The organism is Halalkalibacter wakoensis JCM 9140, assembly GCF_000513095.1.
GTDB classification, from domain to species: Bacteria; Bacillota; Bacilli; order Bacillales; family Bacillaceae_D; genus Halalkalibacter; species Halalkalibacter wakoensis.
Genome location: NZ_BAUT01000009.1, coordinates 25,896 through 43,574, shown reverse-complemented (window position 1 = coordinate 43,574; position 17,679 = coordinate 25,896). Strand labels below are relative to the sequence as shown.

At 37.9% G+C, this 17,679-nt stretch carries 13 protein-coding genes and 1 pseudogene; 11 read left to right on the top strand and 3 right to left on the bottom strand.

What is annotated here, in order from left to right:
• The first annotated feature begins 232 nt into the window (after nt 1-232).
• The 10 genes from JCM9140_RS05955 to JCM9140_RS05915 all read left to right on the top strand — a co-directional run bounded on the left by JCM9140_RS05955 (nt 233) and on the right by JCM9140_RS05915 (nt 12,253).
• Complete coding sequence (locus JCM9140_RS05955) at nt 233-922, top strand: putative endonuclease domain-containing protein (protein ID WP_034743684.1); 690 nt, start codon at nt 233-235, stop codon at nt 920-922.
• A 572-nt stretch (nt 923-1,494) separates the two neighbouring features.
• Entirely contained in the window at nt 1,495-2,502 is a 1,008-nt protein-coding gene (locus JCM9140_RS05950; RefSeq protein ID WP_034743681.1) for a Wadjet anti-phage system protein JetD domain-containing protein, read from the top strand.
• On the top strand, nt 2,502-2,681 hold the full coding sequence (locus JCM9140_RS24400) for a hypothetical protein (protein ID WP_235715291.1): 180 nt from the start codon (nt 2,502-2,504) through the stop codon (nt 2,679-2,681). Before JCM9140_RS05950 ends, JCM9140_RS24400 begins: the two co-directional genes overlap by 1 nt.
• Before the next feature lie 56 nt (nt 2,682-2,737).
• A complete protein-coding gene (locus tag JCM9140_RS05945) occupies nt 2,738-4,000 on the top strand; it encodes a replicative DNA helicase (protein ID WP_235715290.1) in 1,263 nt (420 codons plus the stop codon).
• 1 nt (nt 4,001) lies between these two features.
• On the top strand, nt 4,002-4,739 hold the full coding sequence (locus tag JCM9140_RS05940; protein ID WP_034743678.1) for a DUF6063 family protein: 738 nt from the start codon (nt 4,002-4,004) through the stop codon (nt 4,737-4,739).
• Nucleotides 4,739-5,629 (top strand): hypothetical protein, encoded by an 891-nt coding sequence (locus JCM9140_RS05935; protein WP_034743675.1) that lies wholly within the window; start codon nt 4,739-4,741, stop codon nt 5,627-5,629. The genes JCM9140_RS05940 and JCM9140_RS05935 overlap by 1 nt, the downstream gene beginning before the upstream one ends.
• Nucleotides 5,554-7,182 (top strand): coiled-coil domain-containing protein, encoded by a 1,629-nt coding sequence (locus JCM9140_RS05930; protein WP_034743672.1) that lies wholly within the window; start codon nt 5,554-5,556, stop codon nt 7,180-7,182. Before JCM9140_RS05935 ends, JCM9140_RS05930 begins: the two co-directional genes overlap by 76 nt.
• 4 nt (nt 7,183-7,186) lie before the next feature.
• Nucleotides 7,187-9,148, top strand: a complete 1,962-nt coding sequence (locus JCM9140_RS22365; protein ID WP_156314804.1) for a coiled-coil domain-containing protein — start codon at nt 7,187-7,189, stop codon at nt 9,146-9,148.
• Nucleotides 9,149-10,348: 1,200 nt separating this feature from the next.
• Complete coding sequence (locus JCM9140_RS05920) at nt 10,349-11,413, top strand: SDR family oxidoreductase (protein ID WP_034743802.1); 1,065 nt, start codon at nt 10,349-10,351, stop codon at nt 11,411-11,413.
• A gap of 48 nt (nt 11,414-11,461) precedes the next feature.
• A complete protein-coding gene (locus tag JCM9140_RS05915) occupies nt 11,462-12,253 on the top strand; it encodes an alpha/beta fold hydrolase (protein ID WP_034743669.1) in 792 nt (263 codons plus the stop codon).
• A 101-nt stretch (nt 12,254-12,354) separates the two neighbouring features.
• Here the strand turns inward: JCM9140_RS05915 and katG are convergent, their stop codons facing one another.
• Nucleotides 12,355-14,568 (bottom strand): catalase/peroxidase HPI, encoded by a 2,214-nt coding sequence (katG, locus tag JCM9140_RS05910; protein WP_034743666.1) that lies wholly within the window; start codon nt 14,566-14,568, stop codon nt 12,355-12,357.
• A 615-nt stretch (nt 14,569-15,183) separates the two neighbouring features.
• Between katG and uvsE the strand changes: the two are divergent.
• A pseudogene (gene uvsE, locus JCM9140_RS05905) lies at nt 15,184-16,139 on the top strand (UV DNA damage repair endonuclease UvsE).
• Between the two features lie 98 nt (nt 16,140-16,237).
• Here uvsE and JCM9140_RS24115 read toward each other — a convergent pair.
• Together JCM9140_RS24115 and JCM9140_RS05895 are read right to left on the bottom strand one after the other, a co-directional pair.
• The gene (locus tag JCM9140_RS24115) at nt 16,238-16,714 is read right to left on the bottom strand and encodes a hypothetical protein (protein ID WP_034743663.1); all 477 of its coding nucleotides are present in this window, start codon (nt 16,712-16,714) and stop codon (nt 16,238-16,240) included.
• A gap of 357 nt (nt 16,715-17,071) precedes the next feature.
• Entirely contained in the window at nt 17,072-17,641 is a 570-nt protein-coding gene (locus JCM9140_RS05895) for a TetR/AcrR family transcriptional regulator (protein ID WP_034743660.1), read from the bottom strand.
• Nucleotides 17,642-17,679: the final 38 nt, after the last annotated feature.

The following is a 17,679-nucleotide window of genomic DNA, read 5'->3' as shown; positions in this document are numbered from 1 at the left end:
TACCGATATATAAAGAGAATAGATTGACAAATTTAATCATTCTATTAAACTAAAAATAGTTATATCCTCAAATTCTTCTTTACTTTTTATTAACTATTCTACAATTCTTTATTTGCCTCCAATTAAAAAATTTTTTCATTCGCATTAATACTTGTTACCTTTAAAAACTTTCTGAAGTTCAAAATTTTAGGTTCCTTAAAAGACATGACCATTGGATAGGATGAGGGATGCTATGGGATTTGAAGAAGAATATCAGACCTTTATCAATGAACACTTACAGGCAAGAACAGGTGAACGGTTGCGTCGCTTACAGGAAGGTCACAAACATGCTGAGATGTTGTTTTTGAAGCATGTGTGGTGGCCCTTATTTCACCACTTTCGGTATCTGCATCCAGAATATGAGGTTAATGATTTCAAGGATGGCAAAAGGTACTTAGACTTTGCTTATATTCGTCCTGCCATCCAGATTTGCCTTGAGATTGATGGGTACGGCCCTCACTTACAGAATATAAGCAGATGGCAATTTTCCGACAGCCTAGAACGCCAAAACCAGTTGGTGATTGACGGATGGACCGTAATTCGCTTTTCATATGACCAAGTTAAAGAGAAGCCTCGTCGATGCCAACAAATTATTCAGCAAGCGATTGGCCGATGGCTGGGGGATGAACTTGACCATACTACTTTGTCCTTGGTCGAAAAGGAAGTACTTCGGCTAGCGATTTCAAGTGGGGAAGCCATTTCCCCTATAAAAGTCGAGAAGCATTTGAAGCTAAGTGGCAAGACGGTTAGAAAAGTACTTTCTCAACTAGTCGATAAAAAGATGCTGCTTCCCGCATCTGGGACAGTGAGAGTTCGCTCTTATCGGTTAGGAAATCAAGTAAGACACTTTGACTTAATAAATAGAAGGAAAAATTCCCCTTAATTAGTAAATGGCACTGAAAATATCTTAAATAGAGGGAGAAAATCCTCTTATTTGCCTCAACAACTTAAAAAAATAGGTTATTTGCTTTGTATAGGTGGAAAAACTCCCCTTAATTTTCCCAAAACGAGCTCTAATCTGCATTTAGCGGAAAAACTTCCGCTTATTTTTCTTTTACTGGTTCCTCAATTAAGGAGATGACTTCCTTGAAGACGGGTGCTTTGATTTAGCATCTTTATGTTAGAAGTTACGTGATCCGTTCTGTAATTAGAAAGTGTTCTTGTCTACCAGAGTTACTTTGTAATTGGTGACAGGAACTTTTTTTGATGAAGGTGGTGGCCTGTCGAGTATAAACATGTAAGATCGAAAGGTAAATCACTCAATCCCGTGAGTGAAGGGAGCTGAAAGCAAGTATAAAAGGTAGAGCAACCGAAAAAAGCTCTACCTCTTTCTATGCCTTCATATTTAATGGATGCAACAAATGATTCCTATTGCATATGTACTTTCAAAAAATGATGCTATAATGAGACAAAAGTGAGTTTTTGTCGAATAGTCCCTAGGAAAGGACGTTACATATGAAAGAAGTTATTACATCGTACTTGCTCTCTTATTCAAGAAAGACGATTGCTTTAGAAGAGTTAGAGAATATCGCACAAGGTGAAGGTAAATCGTATCTACATTTTGCTGAGTTGATTTTGGAGCTAGAAGAAGATGGAATTCTTGAATGTGTGAAAGCAAAAGGAAGAACCATTAAGAAGCCACAACTTGCCTATTCCTATCGAATCAACCAAGCGATTTTAAAAGATGAACATTTCAATCGGCTTCAACGTGCCCGCTCCGTTTTACACAAGCGCATTCAACTTGATCGATATTTTCAACTTCCCCCTGTGCAATTTGAACAAGATCAACCTTACCTCCAAAAAATTAGTGAATACCTTCAAAAAAACAATTTGCCGCAGGATCGAGTTCCAGCACCTGAACGTAGCTTTGAGCTAATCGGTGATGAAAAATGGATGACAGATGGTAGTGGAGTTGAACTTTTAAAACGAATTAGCTTATGGGACGAGATGCGAGTCATTCCTGTCGCAGATCCGTTGATGCTTGCTGTTGATGTATCGAAAAGGGAAAATTCAATTCATTTTCATCTTATCGTTGAAAACAAAACGACGTATCAAGGGTTGTTGCCAGCTTTACGTGATACGGAATTTACAACGTTAATTTATGGTTCAGGGCGAAAGATCCTACGAGGAATGGACCATTTTCATGAACAAGTTCCGTTAACAGGTCAGCACCACTTTTATTATTTTGGAGACCTTGATTTAGAAGGGATTAACATTTGGTCGGAGCTTTCAGAGAGTATAGATGCTCGACCTGCCATCCCTTTTTATTCTGCCTGTTTAACATATGCATCAGTCGCTGGGAAAAGAAATCACCGTCGAGTTGAACAAGCCCTCGCAAATTTTTTGAAATATATGAGTGATGAGGATAAACAAAAGGTCCGTGAGATGTTTGAAAAAGGACATTACTTGCCTCAGGAAGTATTGAAAACAAATGTGCTACAAGACTTATGGAGGAATTGGTGATGAGAGATTTTGATGTAATCGATCTAGTCCAAGGATATAAAGAGAGGATGAGGCGAATTGCCTTATTTGATCCACTTTATGAATTGGAGCGCATGCAACAAAAGGATCAGAATAATCAAGTTCTTCCAATGAAAGATTTCGGATTGTTAATGCTGTTATTTTTTATGAGCATAAATTAATCCGAAATCAAAAGATTGGAACGGTTGATGTAGCACAATTTTTAGAAGAGATGACAATGGAACGTTTTTCACTTTCAAAGGAAATATATGAAAGTATTGCTAGAAAATTAATCCAGACGTTTCGACCGACGATGGGGAAAAAGCGAACGGTCCATTTTTATAATTGGGAAACACGTGCAGAAGAAGAGATACAGTTTTCCTATATTCGCGACAATGACTTTAAAGAGGGTGTTCAATACTATGCTCTCGATGAAGATGGACTTGAATTACTGTTTGCGACACGAGAATTTTACAGTGAGTTTCAATTGTCCATTCATCAATTAATGCTCCGGAAGCAGTTGGAAAAGGGCGAATTTAAAGGCGCACTGAGACAAATCAACGAAATGAGAATTGATGTAGAAACACTGTATGAACGAATCACAAAAATTGAACTTGAAATCAAACGAAATATTGTTTCTGATGAAACCTTTGCAAGATATGAAACACTTCTTAATGACATTTATGGAAGACTGACAAGAGAGAACGATGAATTTGATGAATTAGCAGATTTTGTTACGGAAACTAGAAACCATCTGTATTATCAAGATAACGATAAGAAAGAACGGAAAGCGTACACCTTACTTTTGAAAATTAGTAAAGAACTAGAGCTTGTTCATGCTGAACATGGTGGTTTATTAAATAAGAGCGTACATCTTAAACAAACGGCATTAAAAGCGGCACAAGAATCATTATACTATGCTGGAGTAGACTCCTTTAATTTTCAGCAGGATATCACGGCTCGTATGTTAAATTCCCCTGCTGCGGTGGAAACGATGAAAGGAATGGTTGCTCCTTTTCTTGGTATTGAACAAACAAAGGTTTGGTCGATGCTGTCTCTGTTTGAGAAACAGGTGGTGACAAATCAGGACAATGAACAGGAAAAACAAACAACGTTCCTCGGCTTAGAAAATGAGGATGAAGAACAGCTTTATGTCAGTTATCAAAGAGAGATTTATCAGAAATATATGACGTTATTAATGGAATGGTATGAGTCAAACGAAGTTCGCGAATTAACGAGTTTTCTCTCCTTTTTACGAACCGAGGGACAGGCCGATGTCTTACACGAGCGTATGTTTTATGAATTCTTTCTAGTGTTGCATCAACGGTCTCCGCTTGTTCAAGATCAGTCGTTTGATGAACAAAGTCAAGCGCAGTATGTTTTAACAGAAGTGATGGAAATTTTAGGGGGAAAGACACTCTATGTTGAAGAATTACCGGATTTACTTCAGGTGACCGAGCGCTATTCTATTCAAAATATGTTGATTAGATTGGAGGAGTAAGATGTTACTAGAAGAAAGTGTCGTCATGCGGGCGTTTACTGTGTTTAGGGAGCTAACAAGGAATGGATTCGTTGAAGGGGAAACATTTGAGGAATATAGCTCGGAAAGTCAGATTCGAAGATTAGTTGAAGCATATGCGGAGGAAGTGGATTGCAAAGTGGTTGCAGCAGGGGATCGATTGTATCTTGTTCCCACGACTAAGTTGTCTCCTTTTCATATAACAAATGAAACAATGAAAAAAACATATTTAAAAAGCAATGCAACAAACGCGGATATTTACACAATGTATTTGGCAACGCTTGTTCTTTTTGGTGAATTTTATGATAGTTACGCTACACGAGAAGCAACACGTGATTTCATTCAAATCGATGATTGGGTAAGAGCTGTTACGAAACGGATTGACTTTTTGAAAGAACATGACTTAGAACAATTGAAAGAGCTAGAGCATGAATACTCGTACAATTGGATTCAAATCGTCGAAAAATGGGATAGCCTAGACGATTATAAAGAAACAGCGAAACGTCAATCCGGTCAAACTCAATCGCGGCTGAGCTTTATCGATTCGGTGCAACGTTTTTTAAAAGATCAAGAACTTGTCATGGAGATTGGAAACGGCGAGCTACGCCTAACTGAAAAAGCGAAAACAATTGTCCAAAGTTACTTCATGGATTATGAGTACAATCGCGGGATACTTGATTTTCTTTATCAGCATGAATACAAGGAAGAGGAGGAGGACTAATGCCGGCCATTTCTAAAATTCGTTTTACGAATGTAATCTACGAAGATGGAAATAAGCGCTACAATGATGACATGTTTCACTTTGATGGAGAAAATGGGGCGATTTTACTTGAAAATGGAGGCGGGAAAACGGTTTTCATTCAAACAGCTCTGCAAGCGATTCTCCCACATACATCGCTGGCAGATCGAAAAATCAAAGAAACGCTCAAGCTAGAGGAAGGTCCAGCACATGTAGGCATTGAATGGATTGTATCGGATAAACCAAGGCGATATGCGGTGACAGCGGTCTCTTTGTTTTTAGGACAAGACAAGGTCGACTCCTACCGGTTTGTTGATGAATATCGTGAAAATGATCCGAATAGTCTGGCTGAAATTCCATTTGTTCAAGAGTCCTCAGACGGGAAGAGACCAGCAGGAAAAGGTGAAATTCATGATTATTATAAAGGGCGTACATCTTCAAGTGGCGAGCTGTTTGACACATTAACGAGTTTTAAAGAGCATATTGAAGATCACTATGGGATTATTACAAAAGAATGGGAAAATATTGTAAAAATCAACAGTGCTGAAGGTGGAGTTGAGGCTTATTTTGACCAATGCAAAACATCAAAGCAACTTTTTGAGCAGCTGTTAATTCCGACAGTTGAAAACGCATTGGCAGCCAATGATGGGGATTCGTTTGTGGACACCTTTTCAACGAGACGGAAAGGGTTCAAGGAGTATCAACAGTTTCAAGAGACGATACAGGAAAATAAATTGATACAAGAAAAGCTCGAGCACTATGTAGATGTTTTTGCGCGAAAAAAAGGGCGTTGGATGTGTATGAAAACGAAAAACGTACTGGAAAAGCCTATTCCCTTTTTTATCAGAAGCGTCTTGAACAAGTTGAGTTAACAATGAAATCAATAGAAGCAGAAGTCCATCAATTGGAAAAGTTACTCATTGCTCATGAGAAAAAACAACGTTCCTTTCAAATTGCAGTCGCTAAAGAGAAGTTAGCTCATAAACAGGAACAGCTTGACCAAGTAAAAGAATCTCTTGATCGTGAAAAGGAAAAGAGAGCGGAAGCGGAACGAATGTATCAATCGATACGTTTAGCGTTGCACAAAAAAGATAGGGATAATGGCAATGATCAATTAACGGTTCTTAAGTTGCAAATAGATCGGCTCGATCAAGAATTAGATGTTGATGATCTAAAAGGTCAACTTGAGAGAAATGAACGTGAAATCCGTGGTTATTTTATCACATTAAAAGAACAATTTGATAAAGAAGCTAACGAACTAGAACATGAACGCAGAACGCAAGAGAACTTACTTAACACAGAAAAAGATCAACTAGAAAAGGAAACAAAGCTTTGGCTCGAACTTGATAAGTCATGTGGGATCCTAGAAAGCAGGCTTGATGATTGGCAAGATCAGCTTGCTAAACTCGCAGACAAACTTAATTTAGACTTAGAAAAGGAAACGATTCACGATGTTCAAAAAAGATGGTCTCTTGAAGCTCAAACGCTTGATGAATCCATCACGAAATTAAAAACCTCCAATAAAAAACTTGATCAAGAAGCAATAGAAAAGACAAGGGAACGCGAAGCACTACAGGCGAAGCTCGTAACTGTAGGAAGCGATCTAACAAGGGTAGAATCCATTAAAGAGCAAATGGAAGCACAGCATGATGAGGTGAAAGGACAGCTTCGTTTTCTTGATCGTCGATTTGAGTTGATTGCTTCTCTTTTTACCCAGCAAGAAACATTGCTAGGGCAAATGAGTGATCAAATGAAACAGCTTGCGGACAAGAAGGAGCAATTGTTAAAAAGAGAACGTGTAGCCTACCGTTTTGTAGATGATTATCAGGAAATTCCAACATTTTTTGCAGATCGAATCATTTATGATGCGATGCAAAACTGGAAGAATCAGTTCCATTATTTAGCTACTGGAGTTGAATTTTTAAAACATACTGGTGTTGAACTTCATTCGATGCAAAACCAACATTATTGGCCAATCTCGCTTATTACAACAACAGAGGAAAAGTCACATTTAATCGAGCGAATCAACAAGCTTCAAGCAGAAATGCAGTTTCCGATTATTGTTTTATCAAATGATGAAGCCCATGCCTTACTTGAACAAACACCACATTGGGATACGATTCAACCGAAGCACTGGGAGCGTAATCTTAACGCGGAAGTGTTTCAACAGTGGAAAGAGCAGCTTTTGGCTCAAGCGACTCTGATCAAAGAGGAACGGATAGAGGCTGAAGCGACACTTGAAAAATGGAAAACGGTCTACAACCAATTGAAGGTATTTTATGACCAACATACTCTTGCGGATTATCAAGAGGTCGTTCAAGAAATACAAGAATTAAAAAAAGCTAAAGAACAGGAAGAAGAAAAGAAGTCAGTTATTAAGTACACAGTTGCACGAGATTCGAGAAAAACTCTCAAACCAGGCTGAGCAAATGAGAGATCATGAGTCAACGTTCCAACAAATCAATCAATTGCTTACTACTTGCCAATCATACGTAGACCGTGAAAAAGAGGTACATGAACTGGTGAGAAAGATCAACAACGAACGCGACGAGCGAGCGAAACAGTTGAAAAAGAAAGAACAGTTGGATCGTTCTGTTTCTCACCTTGAGCAAGAACTAATAGAAGTCGTAAAGGAAATAAACGACCAACGAACGAATATGCGAATAGAGATTGAAGCACAAGATCTTTTTAAGGAAACAAAACATATTACAAAACCCTTGTTTACGGATAAACGCATCTTTCAATTAAAACAAGAGCAACACGTTATTTTACAGCAGTTAAACAAACTATCGGTAGAACGAACTCAACTTGAGCAACAAATGAAAAGTCAAAAAGAAAGGGTAGAACGAGCTGAAGCGGAAATAGCCTCACTTCATCGACAATTTGACCTATTAGATGAGTCACTACGGTTTCCAATTGACGGGGAAGAGCGTTTGAAGAGTTTAGAAATCAAGAAGCGTGATCTTGAGATTGTCATTAAGAAGGAACAAGAGAAGTTCGATACAGTTCGTGATGCTAAATCCAAGCAGGAACGAGATTGGGAGAGGGAGCTAGAAGAGTTTTTAAAACGGTTTGCTGAAGAAGAGATTCTATCGTTTGCGCAAGCCCTCCCGACTGTCAAAGATGAACTAGTTGAAGAAAAAAAGGACCTTCAGCAACGGAAATATCAATTAGAGAAAAAGAAGCAAGAAACTGAAACCGAACAAAAACAAGTAGAAGAGATTGTTCAGGAGTATGACAAGCTAAATGTGAAACATGAATTTCTGGCACCAACAGTCGAAGAACAACCACTTGATCAAAATGTTCGATTAACGTTGCCTTATAACTCGAAAAAGTTGTTCAAAGACATTGAGGGAACTTTGTTAAAGCAGTTAAAGAACGTGGAAGAACTTCAATCACTTCTTTCAAAAGAGAGGGACAACCTGAAGGATTTTTGCCGAGATTTTATTACAAACCGTAAGTTACAGGAGCGTACCGTTAGCGGACTTAATTTGTACGTAAGTTATGATCAAATCGTTGAATTCCAAACGAGGATGACCGAGACGTTAACACGTGCGGTCCAAGTAGCCGAAGCGAATATGAAGAAAGAAGACGAGGAAATTGAACAATTCATTCATCGAATGTATACCCATATTGTCAAGATTGTTCAAGAGTTAAAAACAATTCCAAAGAATACAAGAGTTAAAGTAGACGATTCGTCTAAGACAATCTTTGATTTCTCAATTCCGGAGTGGAATGAGCATGAAGCCAAACAAGACTTACGACAATACATTCAATCTCTTGCAAACAGATTAGACACAGAACGATTTCAGGATGTAGAAGGCAAAGAGAACACAGCGAAGGTTCAGCAAGAAGTAGAACAAGCCCTTCACTCTCGCCAACTTTTACACATCGTCACCAAGCAACAACAACTTTCGGTTCTTTGTCGAAAAGTTACAAATAACAAGTCCGTCACATCAAGACGGTACGTTTGGGAAACGACCAACAACTGGTCAGGCGGTGAAAAGTGGAGCAAGAATATGACGCTGTTTTTAGGTTTATTAAATTATGTTGCCGAAAAACGACTGGACATTCGCCCATCAAAAAAGCGAAGCAGAACCGTTATTGTCGATAATCCATTCGGAAAGGCATCAAGTGAACATGTACTTCAACCAGTCTTTTTTATTGCTGAACAACTAGGCTTTCAAATTATTGCCTTAACTGCTCATGCAGAAGGAAAGTTTTTGCGTGATTATTTCCCTGTCATTTATAGCTGCAGACTGCGCCAAACCGGACAAGCAGGCAAACAAATCATGACAAAAGAGAAGCAAATCCGAACAGCATATTTTCAAGATAACGATCCAGATGCACTGCTTCGTATTGGGGAGCAAGAGCAGATTGAATTGTTTTAGTTATCGATTTTTACCGATGGTGATAGATACTTTACTTTATCTGTTTGAATTCGAAAAAACACTCTAGTAATCTTAACGGGTTTACTTCAGAGGTGCAAACAAGCCATTCACAAACGAAAACACATGCGATTTCACGGAGAAATCACATGTGTTTTTTTGTTGTTATATCAATGTTCATTACTTGAATAGATGTAAAATCACACAGTCATTCGCACACCTATTCACATAGGTGTAAATAAATATTTCCTTCTTGTGAATTTGATGTGATTTGCTACGTGAATTCTAATGTAAAAGAGAAGGATTTGGATATTTAAGTTAAAATATCAGAAAGCATTGTTCAGAATTTGTAAAACAATGTACGCAATGAGGAGGATTGTAAAAATTGATTTTGTCAGTATACGAATTTTTCTTCAGAGGTACCTTAAAATAAGGGAATGTTTTCCCTTTAAACTGAAAAATATAGCTAGATTAGGGATAAATAAGGGGAATTTTTCCCTTTAAACATACACAGAAATCAAATTATCATGTATATAAAGTAATTAGCGGGAATTTTTCCTTCTAATTCAACTTTTTTTAGTGCCATTTCCTAATTAAGGGAAGTTTCTCCCCTTATTATATCAATCCATGTACGTAATTCATAATTATGTAAGCGTGTTTAAAATACGGATTGAAAAGGGTGAATTAATTCCAAAACTTTGAGAGTATGAACAAGAGCTATATAAATGGAGAGTGGACGGAGGGGAGAAGTAATAGAAATTTGCCAATGATACTGAACATGGTTTAAGTTCAGCTATTTTTACAAGTGATTTACAACGTGGAGAAAAAGGTTCCTGTCGTTTAGTACGTTTCCGTGCTGATAGGCAGGTTTTTTGGGGAGAAGGAATGACTTTAGTACATTGATAAGATCGAAGGATAAATCACTAACGATCATCACTGGAAGTTCAAACTGCGATTTAGTTATTTTATAATAGTTATATTTTGCCATTTTTAATGATGTTTGTTACTTTATTACCCAAAAATGTGAAGGTTATGTGGAGAATTTTTTGAGGCAGCCCTTAAAAAATTTCAACATTCATAAAAGAAATGCTTTCATACCAGTCACGAAGAGACTTTTCAATGGATGGTGGCTGTATTTTTCATTTTTTTCTTAATGATATACTAGAAAAGGTTTACCAACCTATCTATGGAGTTGAGAGAAGGATGAATATATTTTTAACAGGTGCTACAGGTTTTCTAGGGAAGAAATTAATATCAAAATTAATTAAACAAGGCCACTTTTTATACGTATTAGTGCGTAATGAAAAAAAGTTTGCAGGATTGCTGAAAGGAAATACAGCGATTGAAAAACAGCAAATCGTTGCTGTTTATGGTGATATAACAAATCCATCACTCGTGAAGGATCATACGGTAATCAATGTGATGGAAAATAAAATAGATACGGTTTATCATATGGCTGCATTATTGTCATTTGATGAAGAGATGAAAAAAGAGACGTTTTCCGTTAATGTTGATGGAACTCGCAATGTACTGGAATTTTCAAAACGCATAGGCGTGCGGAAGTTTATTTACGTTAGCACGGCATATACGGTAGGAAAAGGGGTAATCGGACGCGAACAGCTTTATTCGACAGAGCAAGAGTTTGTTAATTACTATGAACAAAGCAAGGCGGTTGGTGAAGAAGTTGTTTTTTCTTATAAAAACGATTTCGAAACGATGATCATGAGACCAGCAATTATCATTGGTGATACAAAGACAGGGGAAGCTGACACAAATTTTGCGTTATATGGTCTTTTAAAAGGGATACGCATGATGAAGCGTATAATTTCAAAGAATGATTTTTACAAGACTAAATCGTTTCGAGTCGTGTTTGCGAGTGAGACGAATTCAAATCTTGTACCTGTTGATTATGTTGCAGACGTTCTGGCCGTTGCCTCTGAACACGGAGAAAAAGAAACCATTTATAACATAACGAATCCAAATCCACTCTCAAATCAGACAGTCTTTAACATTATTAAAAAGACTTTACAATTTCCCAATTTAGAAATTGGCTCAATTGATGGCGAGTATGAATTGACAAAGGAAGAACTTATGTTACATGAAAAGATGAGAGTGTTTGAGGAGTATTTATCACGTTCCATTGAGTTTGATTCGCAAAATACCCGTACGTTGCTAAAAGCAGCTAGTTTAGAAGAATTAGATTTAAATGAGGCTGTTTTCGAGCATATGTTGCTTAGCTATTTACAACCAGAGCTCGTTACGCAATAAGGTGTTACCTGTTAATGGTGAATTAAATGAAAAGGAAGTGAAAATACCTTGCTATCGTATAAAACAATTGAAAAAAGCAAAGGGACGGATTGGGTTGTTCTTTTACATGGGTTAGGTGGTAACTCAACTGTTTTTTATAAACAAATCGACGAATATGAGAAATACTTTAATTTACTATTAATAGACTTCCCAGGACACGGCGACTCTCAATCTTTTACAAGAGAAGCTCATACAGTTGAGAAGATTTCAGAGGAAATTTATTCCGTTATAGACAAGCTTTCGATTAGTGCATTTCATTTGGTTGGTTTTTCACTAGGTACCATTATTGCCCAGCAAATGATTGCACAAGCACCAGACCGGATTAAATCGGTTGTTTTAGCAGGGGCAGTGGTTCGCTGGAGCTGGTGGTCACAAGAATTAGTAAAAGCTGTATACTCCTTACGTTTTTTCGCTCCATATATGTTTTTTTATAAAGCTTTTGCGCTAATAATGATGCCAAAAGAAAATCACAAACGGTCACGTGATATCTTTATAAGAGAAGCGGTGAAATTGGGTAGGCAAGAGTTTTTTAAGTGGGCAAAATTAGTGTTGAAGCCTGAGTATGCGTATAATAACGCAGTCAATACACAAAATTCAATCCCGAAGTTAATCGTTATGGGTGAGGAGGATCACATGTTTATTGAGTCGGCAACAGAGGCTGTATCGCGGGATCCATTTGCTTCTATTCAACTCATTAAAGGTGCTGGTCATGTATGTATTATTGAGGAAGCTAAGGAATTTAACAACCTATCTTTGCTCTTTCTAAACGAGCAAAGCGAAGCGGAAAAAGTCGGGGCGTAAATGAAGGTTTTTCATGTAAATGTTTTTCTTTTTGAATACGGTCTGAATTCGACTCAACCAAAAAACGTCGTCCGGTTAGGACGACGTTTTTACTATAAACATTAATTTCCTGCTAATTCAGCTTTCTTAAGCTTAAGATCGAAACGATCTGCATTCATTACTTTCACCCATGCAGAGATAAAGTCATTAACAAACTTACCTTTGTTATCATCTTGAGCATAAACTTCAGCAATTGCACGTAAAACTGAGTTTGAACCAAATACTAGGTCAACTCTTGTTGCAGTACGAACGACTTCACCTTTTGTGCGGTCACGTCCTTCGTATACGACTCCATCAACAGACTTCCACTCAACTCCGATGTCAAGTAAGTTCACAAAGAAATCGTTAGAAAGGGCTCCAACACGATCTGTGAATACGCCGTGTGAAGTACCACCGTAGTTTGTACCTAGAACGCGCAAACCACCAATTAGTGCAGTCATTTCAGGAGCAGTTAAGCCTAGTAGTTGTGCTTTGTCTACAAGAAGTTCTTCTGGGCTTACGCTGTATTGTTTCTTTTGATAGTTGCGGAATCCATCAGCAACAGGCTCAAGTACTTCAAAGCCTTCAACATCTGTTTGCTCTTGTGTCGCATCCCCGCGCCCGGCAGCAAAAGGAACTGTTACATCAAAGCCTGCATCTTGTGCAGCTCTTTCAATTGCTGCAGAACCACCTAGGACAATTAAATCAGCAAGACTGACTTTCTTGTCTAGACTACTTTGAATTTCTTCTAGGACACCAAGAACTTTCTCAAGTTGTTCTGGTTGATTCACTTCCCAATCCTTTTGAGGAGCAAGACGGATGCGGGCACCATTTGCACCACCACGATTATCAGAGCCACGGAACGTACTTGCTGAAGCCCACGCAGTTGTAACAAGCTCACTTACTGAAAGACCTGAGTTTAGGATTTTTTCTTTTAATTCAGCTACTTCTGCATCTGTTAATTCATAATCAACAGTTGGTACTGGATCTTGCCAGATAAGATCTTCTTGTGGAACTTCTGGTCCTAGATATCTTGCTTTAGGACCCATGTCACGGTGAAGAAGTTTGAACCATGCACGAGCAAATGCATCTGCAAAATCTTCAGGATTTTCATGGAAACGACGTGCAATTTTTTCGTATGCTGGGTCATGGCGTAATGCTAAATCAGTTGTAAACATAACGGTTGGAACCTTCTTAGACGGATCCGCAGCATCTGGTGCAAGGTCTTTTTCATCAGGATCTACAGCCTGCCATTGATAAGCGCCTGCAGGACTCTTAGTCAACCACCATTCGTATCCGAATAATAAATCGAAGTAACCATTATCCCATTGTGTTGGATTAGCAGTCCAAGCACCTTCAAGGCCACTTGTGATGGTGTCTCCACCCTTACCACTACCGTGAGTGCTTAACCAGCCAAAGCCTTGCGCTTCAATCGGAGCAGCTTCTGGTTCTGGACCAACATTTGAAGCATCACCCGCACCATGTGCCTTACCAAACGTATGACCTCCAGCAATTAGGGCAACGGTTTCTTCATCGTTCATTCCCATACGTCCGAACGTTTCGCGGATGTCGTGAGCACTTTTAATCGGATCCGGTTTACCGTCTGGACCTTCTGGATTTACATAGATTAGACCCATTTGAACAGCAGCTAGTGGATTCTCCAGTTCACGATCACCTGAATAACGATTTTCACCTAACATTTCTTTTTCAGAACCCCAGTAGATATCTTCTTCAGGTTGCCAAATATCAGCACGTCCTCCTCCGAAACCGAAAGTTTTAAAGCCCATTGATTCAAGAGCAACGTTTCCTGTTAGAACTAACAAGTCAGCCCAGGAAATCTTGTTTCCGTACTTTTGCTTAATTGGCCATAATAGACGACGAGCTTTATCAAGGTTCCCGTTGTCCTCCCAGCTGTTTAAAGGCGCGAAACGTTGATTACCGGTTCCGCCGCCCCCACGGCCGTCACCTGTACGGTATGTACCAGCTGCGTGCCAAGACATACGAATGAAGAAAGGACCATAATGGCCATAGTCAGCTGGCCACCAATCTTGGCTGTCTGTCATTAAATCATGTAGATCTTTCTTAAGAGCATCATAATCTAATTTTTGGAATTCCTCTGCATAATCAAATTCTTCACCCATAGGATTCGTTTTTCTATCATGCTGATGTAAAATATTTAAGTTTAATTGATTTGGCCACCAGTCTTTGTTTGTTGTAACAGTAGGGCTGTTATTTGTAGCGCTACCGTGCATGAAAGGACATTTTCCGCCGTTCGCATTATCAGTATAGTTATGCATTTTCTCATTCTCCTTTTTAATAAGTTAGTAGTAAGAATAATTATGGCCTTCAGCTTATGAAATCGAATCGGAAAGACAATAATTATTATTATGTAATCATTATAATAAACTATTACTCAAAAAGAAAGAAAAATAACTTGCGATTTTAAAAAATGAGTCCTTTTTCAGACGAGATTTGTCGAAGAACCCTTGGGAGAGTTGGGAAATAGGTAGTGTTGCTTGATTGATTTTAGATGAATAAGACGCAATTGATTGGCTATATCTCTCACTATATCCATATGCGAAAAGAGTCTTATAATGAAAAAATTAATTAATAAACGAGAATTATTATGAGAACTAAGTGGAAGAAGTTTTGAAGACCAGTGATTTAGTTCGTGTTTTATATGATTAATAGGACTGGAGGAAGGAGAGGTTTGAAATGGTTGCCTAACGTCTTTTTTTGAGAGAGGATGGTAAGTAAGAAGAATATTTTGCATCATTCATAATGATGGAATTGAATGAAAGACCAATAAAGTGTAAAACTAGTTGCGTGTTTTTCTTATGTTTTTATAAAGTATGAAGTTGACATCATTCACACAAACTACATTCATCTATAATCAAATGTTGGAGGAAACAATGATACTAAGGTTTGGGTATGTCTCTACAGCACTCTCTTTATGGGAAGCAACTCCTTCTAGGACATTAACGTTTACGAATTGGAAGAAGCAAGAGGAAGCGAGTAGAAAGGAAAAGTTATACCATATTACGGAACAAAATTTAAAAAACACGATTCGAATTCTTCATTATAATATTGCACACGGCATTGAATTATACCGGATGTCCTCTTCCCTTGTACCACTTGCGACCCATCCGGAGGTGAAATGGGATTTTGTTACACCTTTTGGTGATTTGTTCAAAGAGATTGGAAATTTGGTTCAGAAACATCATTTACGTGTTAGCTTTCACCCAAATCAATACACTTTGTTTACAAGCCCACAAGAACATATCACGACGAATGCCATTATTGATATGACTTATCACTATGAGATGTTTGAAGCAATGGGACTACATAAGAATGCATCAATCAATATTCATGTCGGCGGTGCTTATGGGAATAAGGAAGAAGCCATCGGTCGGTTCAACGAAAATTTTGTAAAGCTAGATGAGAACATACGAAAGCAAACAACACTTGAGAATGACGACAAAACGTATACGGCTGAAGAGACACTAAGAGTCTGTGAACAGCACGGCCTTGCATTTGTTTTTGACTATCATCATCATTGGGCGAATCCTGGTGAACAAACGGTTGAGGAGTTACTGCCAAGAATTTTTGCCACTTGGAAGGGACGGGAAAGCCTCCTAAATTCCACTTATCCTCTCCTAAATCAGAAAAATTAATCCGAGCTCATGCTGATTATGTTGAGGTCGAATTTGCGACGGCGTTTATAAAAGCGTTAAAAGCATACGGGAAATCAGCAGACATCATGATAGAAGCGAAAGCAAAAGACAAAGCGGCATTAAAGATAGTTGAAGAGTTAGGGAAATTACGAGGATTTAAACGAATCAATGGAGGGGCGATAGAATTAAAATAGAGGAAGGTCTGGAGGTTGGTGCTTGATTCAACTTTTTGTATGAAGAAACGATGTTGAACGACAATTGGGGGATAAAGGAACGGATACTTTCTGGAAACCTATTTGTTGGTTATCATTTGTTTGATGAGACGGATGTCCATTTCATGATCTATTACTTTTTGAGCAACATCTTTTAACAGTAGTTCTTGTTCAGTATTGTGGGCCACTTGTGAGGCAACAGCATCAAGTTTTTTGCTCATTTGTTCAATCTTAATAGATAGATTTTCCAAGTCCTGCTTAGAAGCCATATTTTCAAGATCCTGTTTAGTGGCCATGTTTTCCAAGTCCTGCTTAGAAGCCATATTTTCAAGATCCTGTTTAGTGGCCATATTTTCAAGATCCTGTTTAGTGGCCATGTTTTCAAGATCCTGTTTAGAAGCCATGTATTCAAGGTCCTGCTTAGTGGCCATGTATTCAAGGTCCTGCTTAGAAGCCATATGTTTAAGATCCTGCTTTGTAACCACGTTTCCCTCAATACTAATTACTCGCTGGGTTAATTTTTGTAATTCATCAAGAATTATATCAAATTTTTCCATAAGAGCCACCTCTTCTAAAAGATTTAACATGTTCTAAAAAGGAGTAGGTTGTAACGTATATTATATCATATCAGATTCTCAAATAACCGATCATTGTCATCTTTTGTCACATATATCTGGAATTATACTGAGTAGAAATGAAGAGGAGAAAACAGGTAAGTAAACGATTAAAACCCGAGAGTGAATGATGCTCTTTAAAAGGAAAAATAGTACGTTGCTTCGTTGTAGCAAAGAAGGATTGTTGCTCTTTCTCTAAGAAAACTTTCACTATAAAAAAGCAAAGGAACTGTTCTTGTCACTTTCAGGAGAGTGAAGTGGAAGAACATCCTTTGCTTTTTTATGATGTTAGGGTGATGCTCATTGTTGAAAGGGAGAAAGTCCTTCATTGGCAAGAGTAATAATTAATTCAGCTATTTCTTTAGGAGATTCTTTTACCCCATTTTTTAGCCAATGTTGGATCACGTGTATGCTACCGTTCACGATATACAAACTTAAATATTCAGCATTAATAGGGAGGTTTTGTTTATCTGCATTTAAAACGTTTAATAAATGTTGGTGGGCCAACATCATTACTTTCTGTTGGAATTCGGGATTGCCATTTTCACTAAATAACGTTTGAGAGCTTTCGTGATTTTTTACGAGATATTCTAACAATGTTTCTGTCATTTGGATTGCTTCTTCGTTTTTTGTGTGATTGAAGGAGGACAATGTTTGGTTTAAGTCTTCGATGATGCCATCTTCAATTTGATTAAGGAGATCATATAAATCTTTGTAATGGGAATAAAACGTTGAACGATTAATATCCGCTAATTCACAGACTTCTTTTATCGTAATCTTTGTTAACGGTTTTTCTTGCATTAGTTTGATAAAACTTTCTTGCAAAGCGAGTCGGGTATATTTGATTCGTCTATCTAGTTTAGAACTCATGCTATTTCACCCTTTATTAAGACAATTTGTTAAAAAAC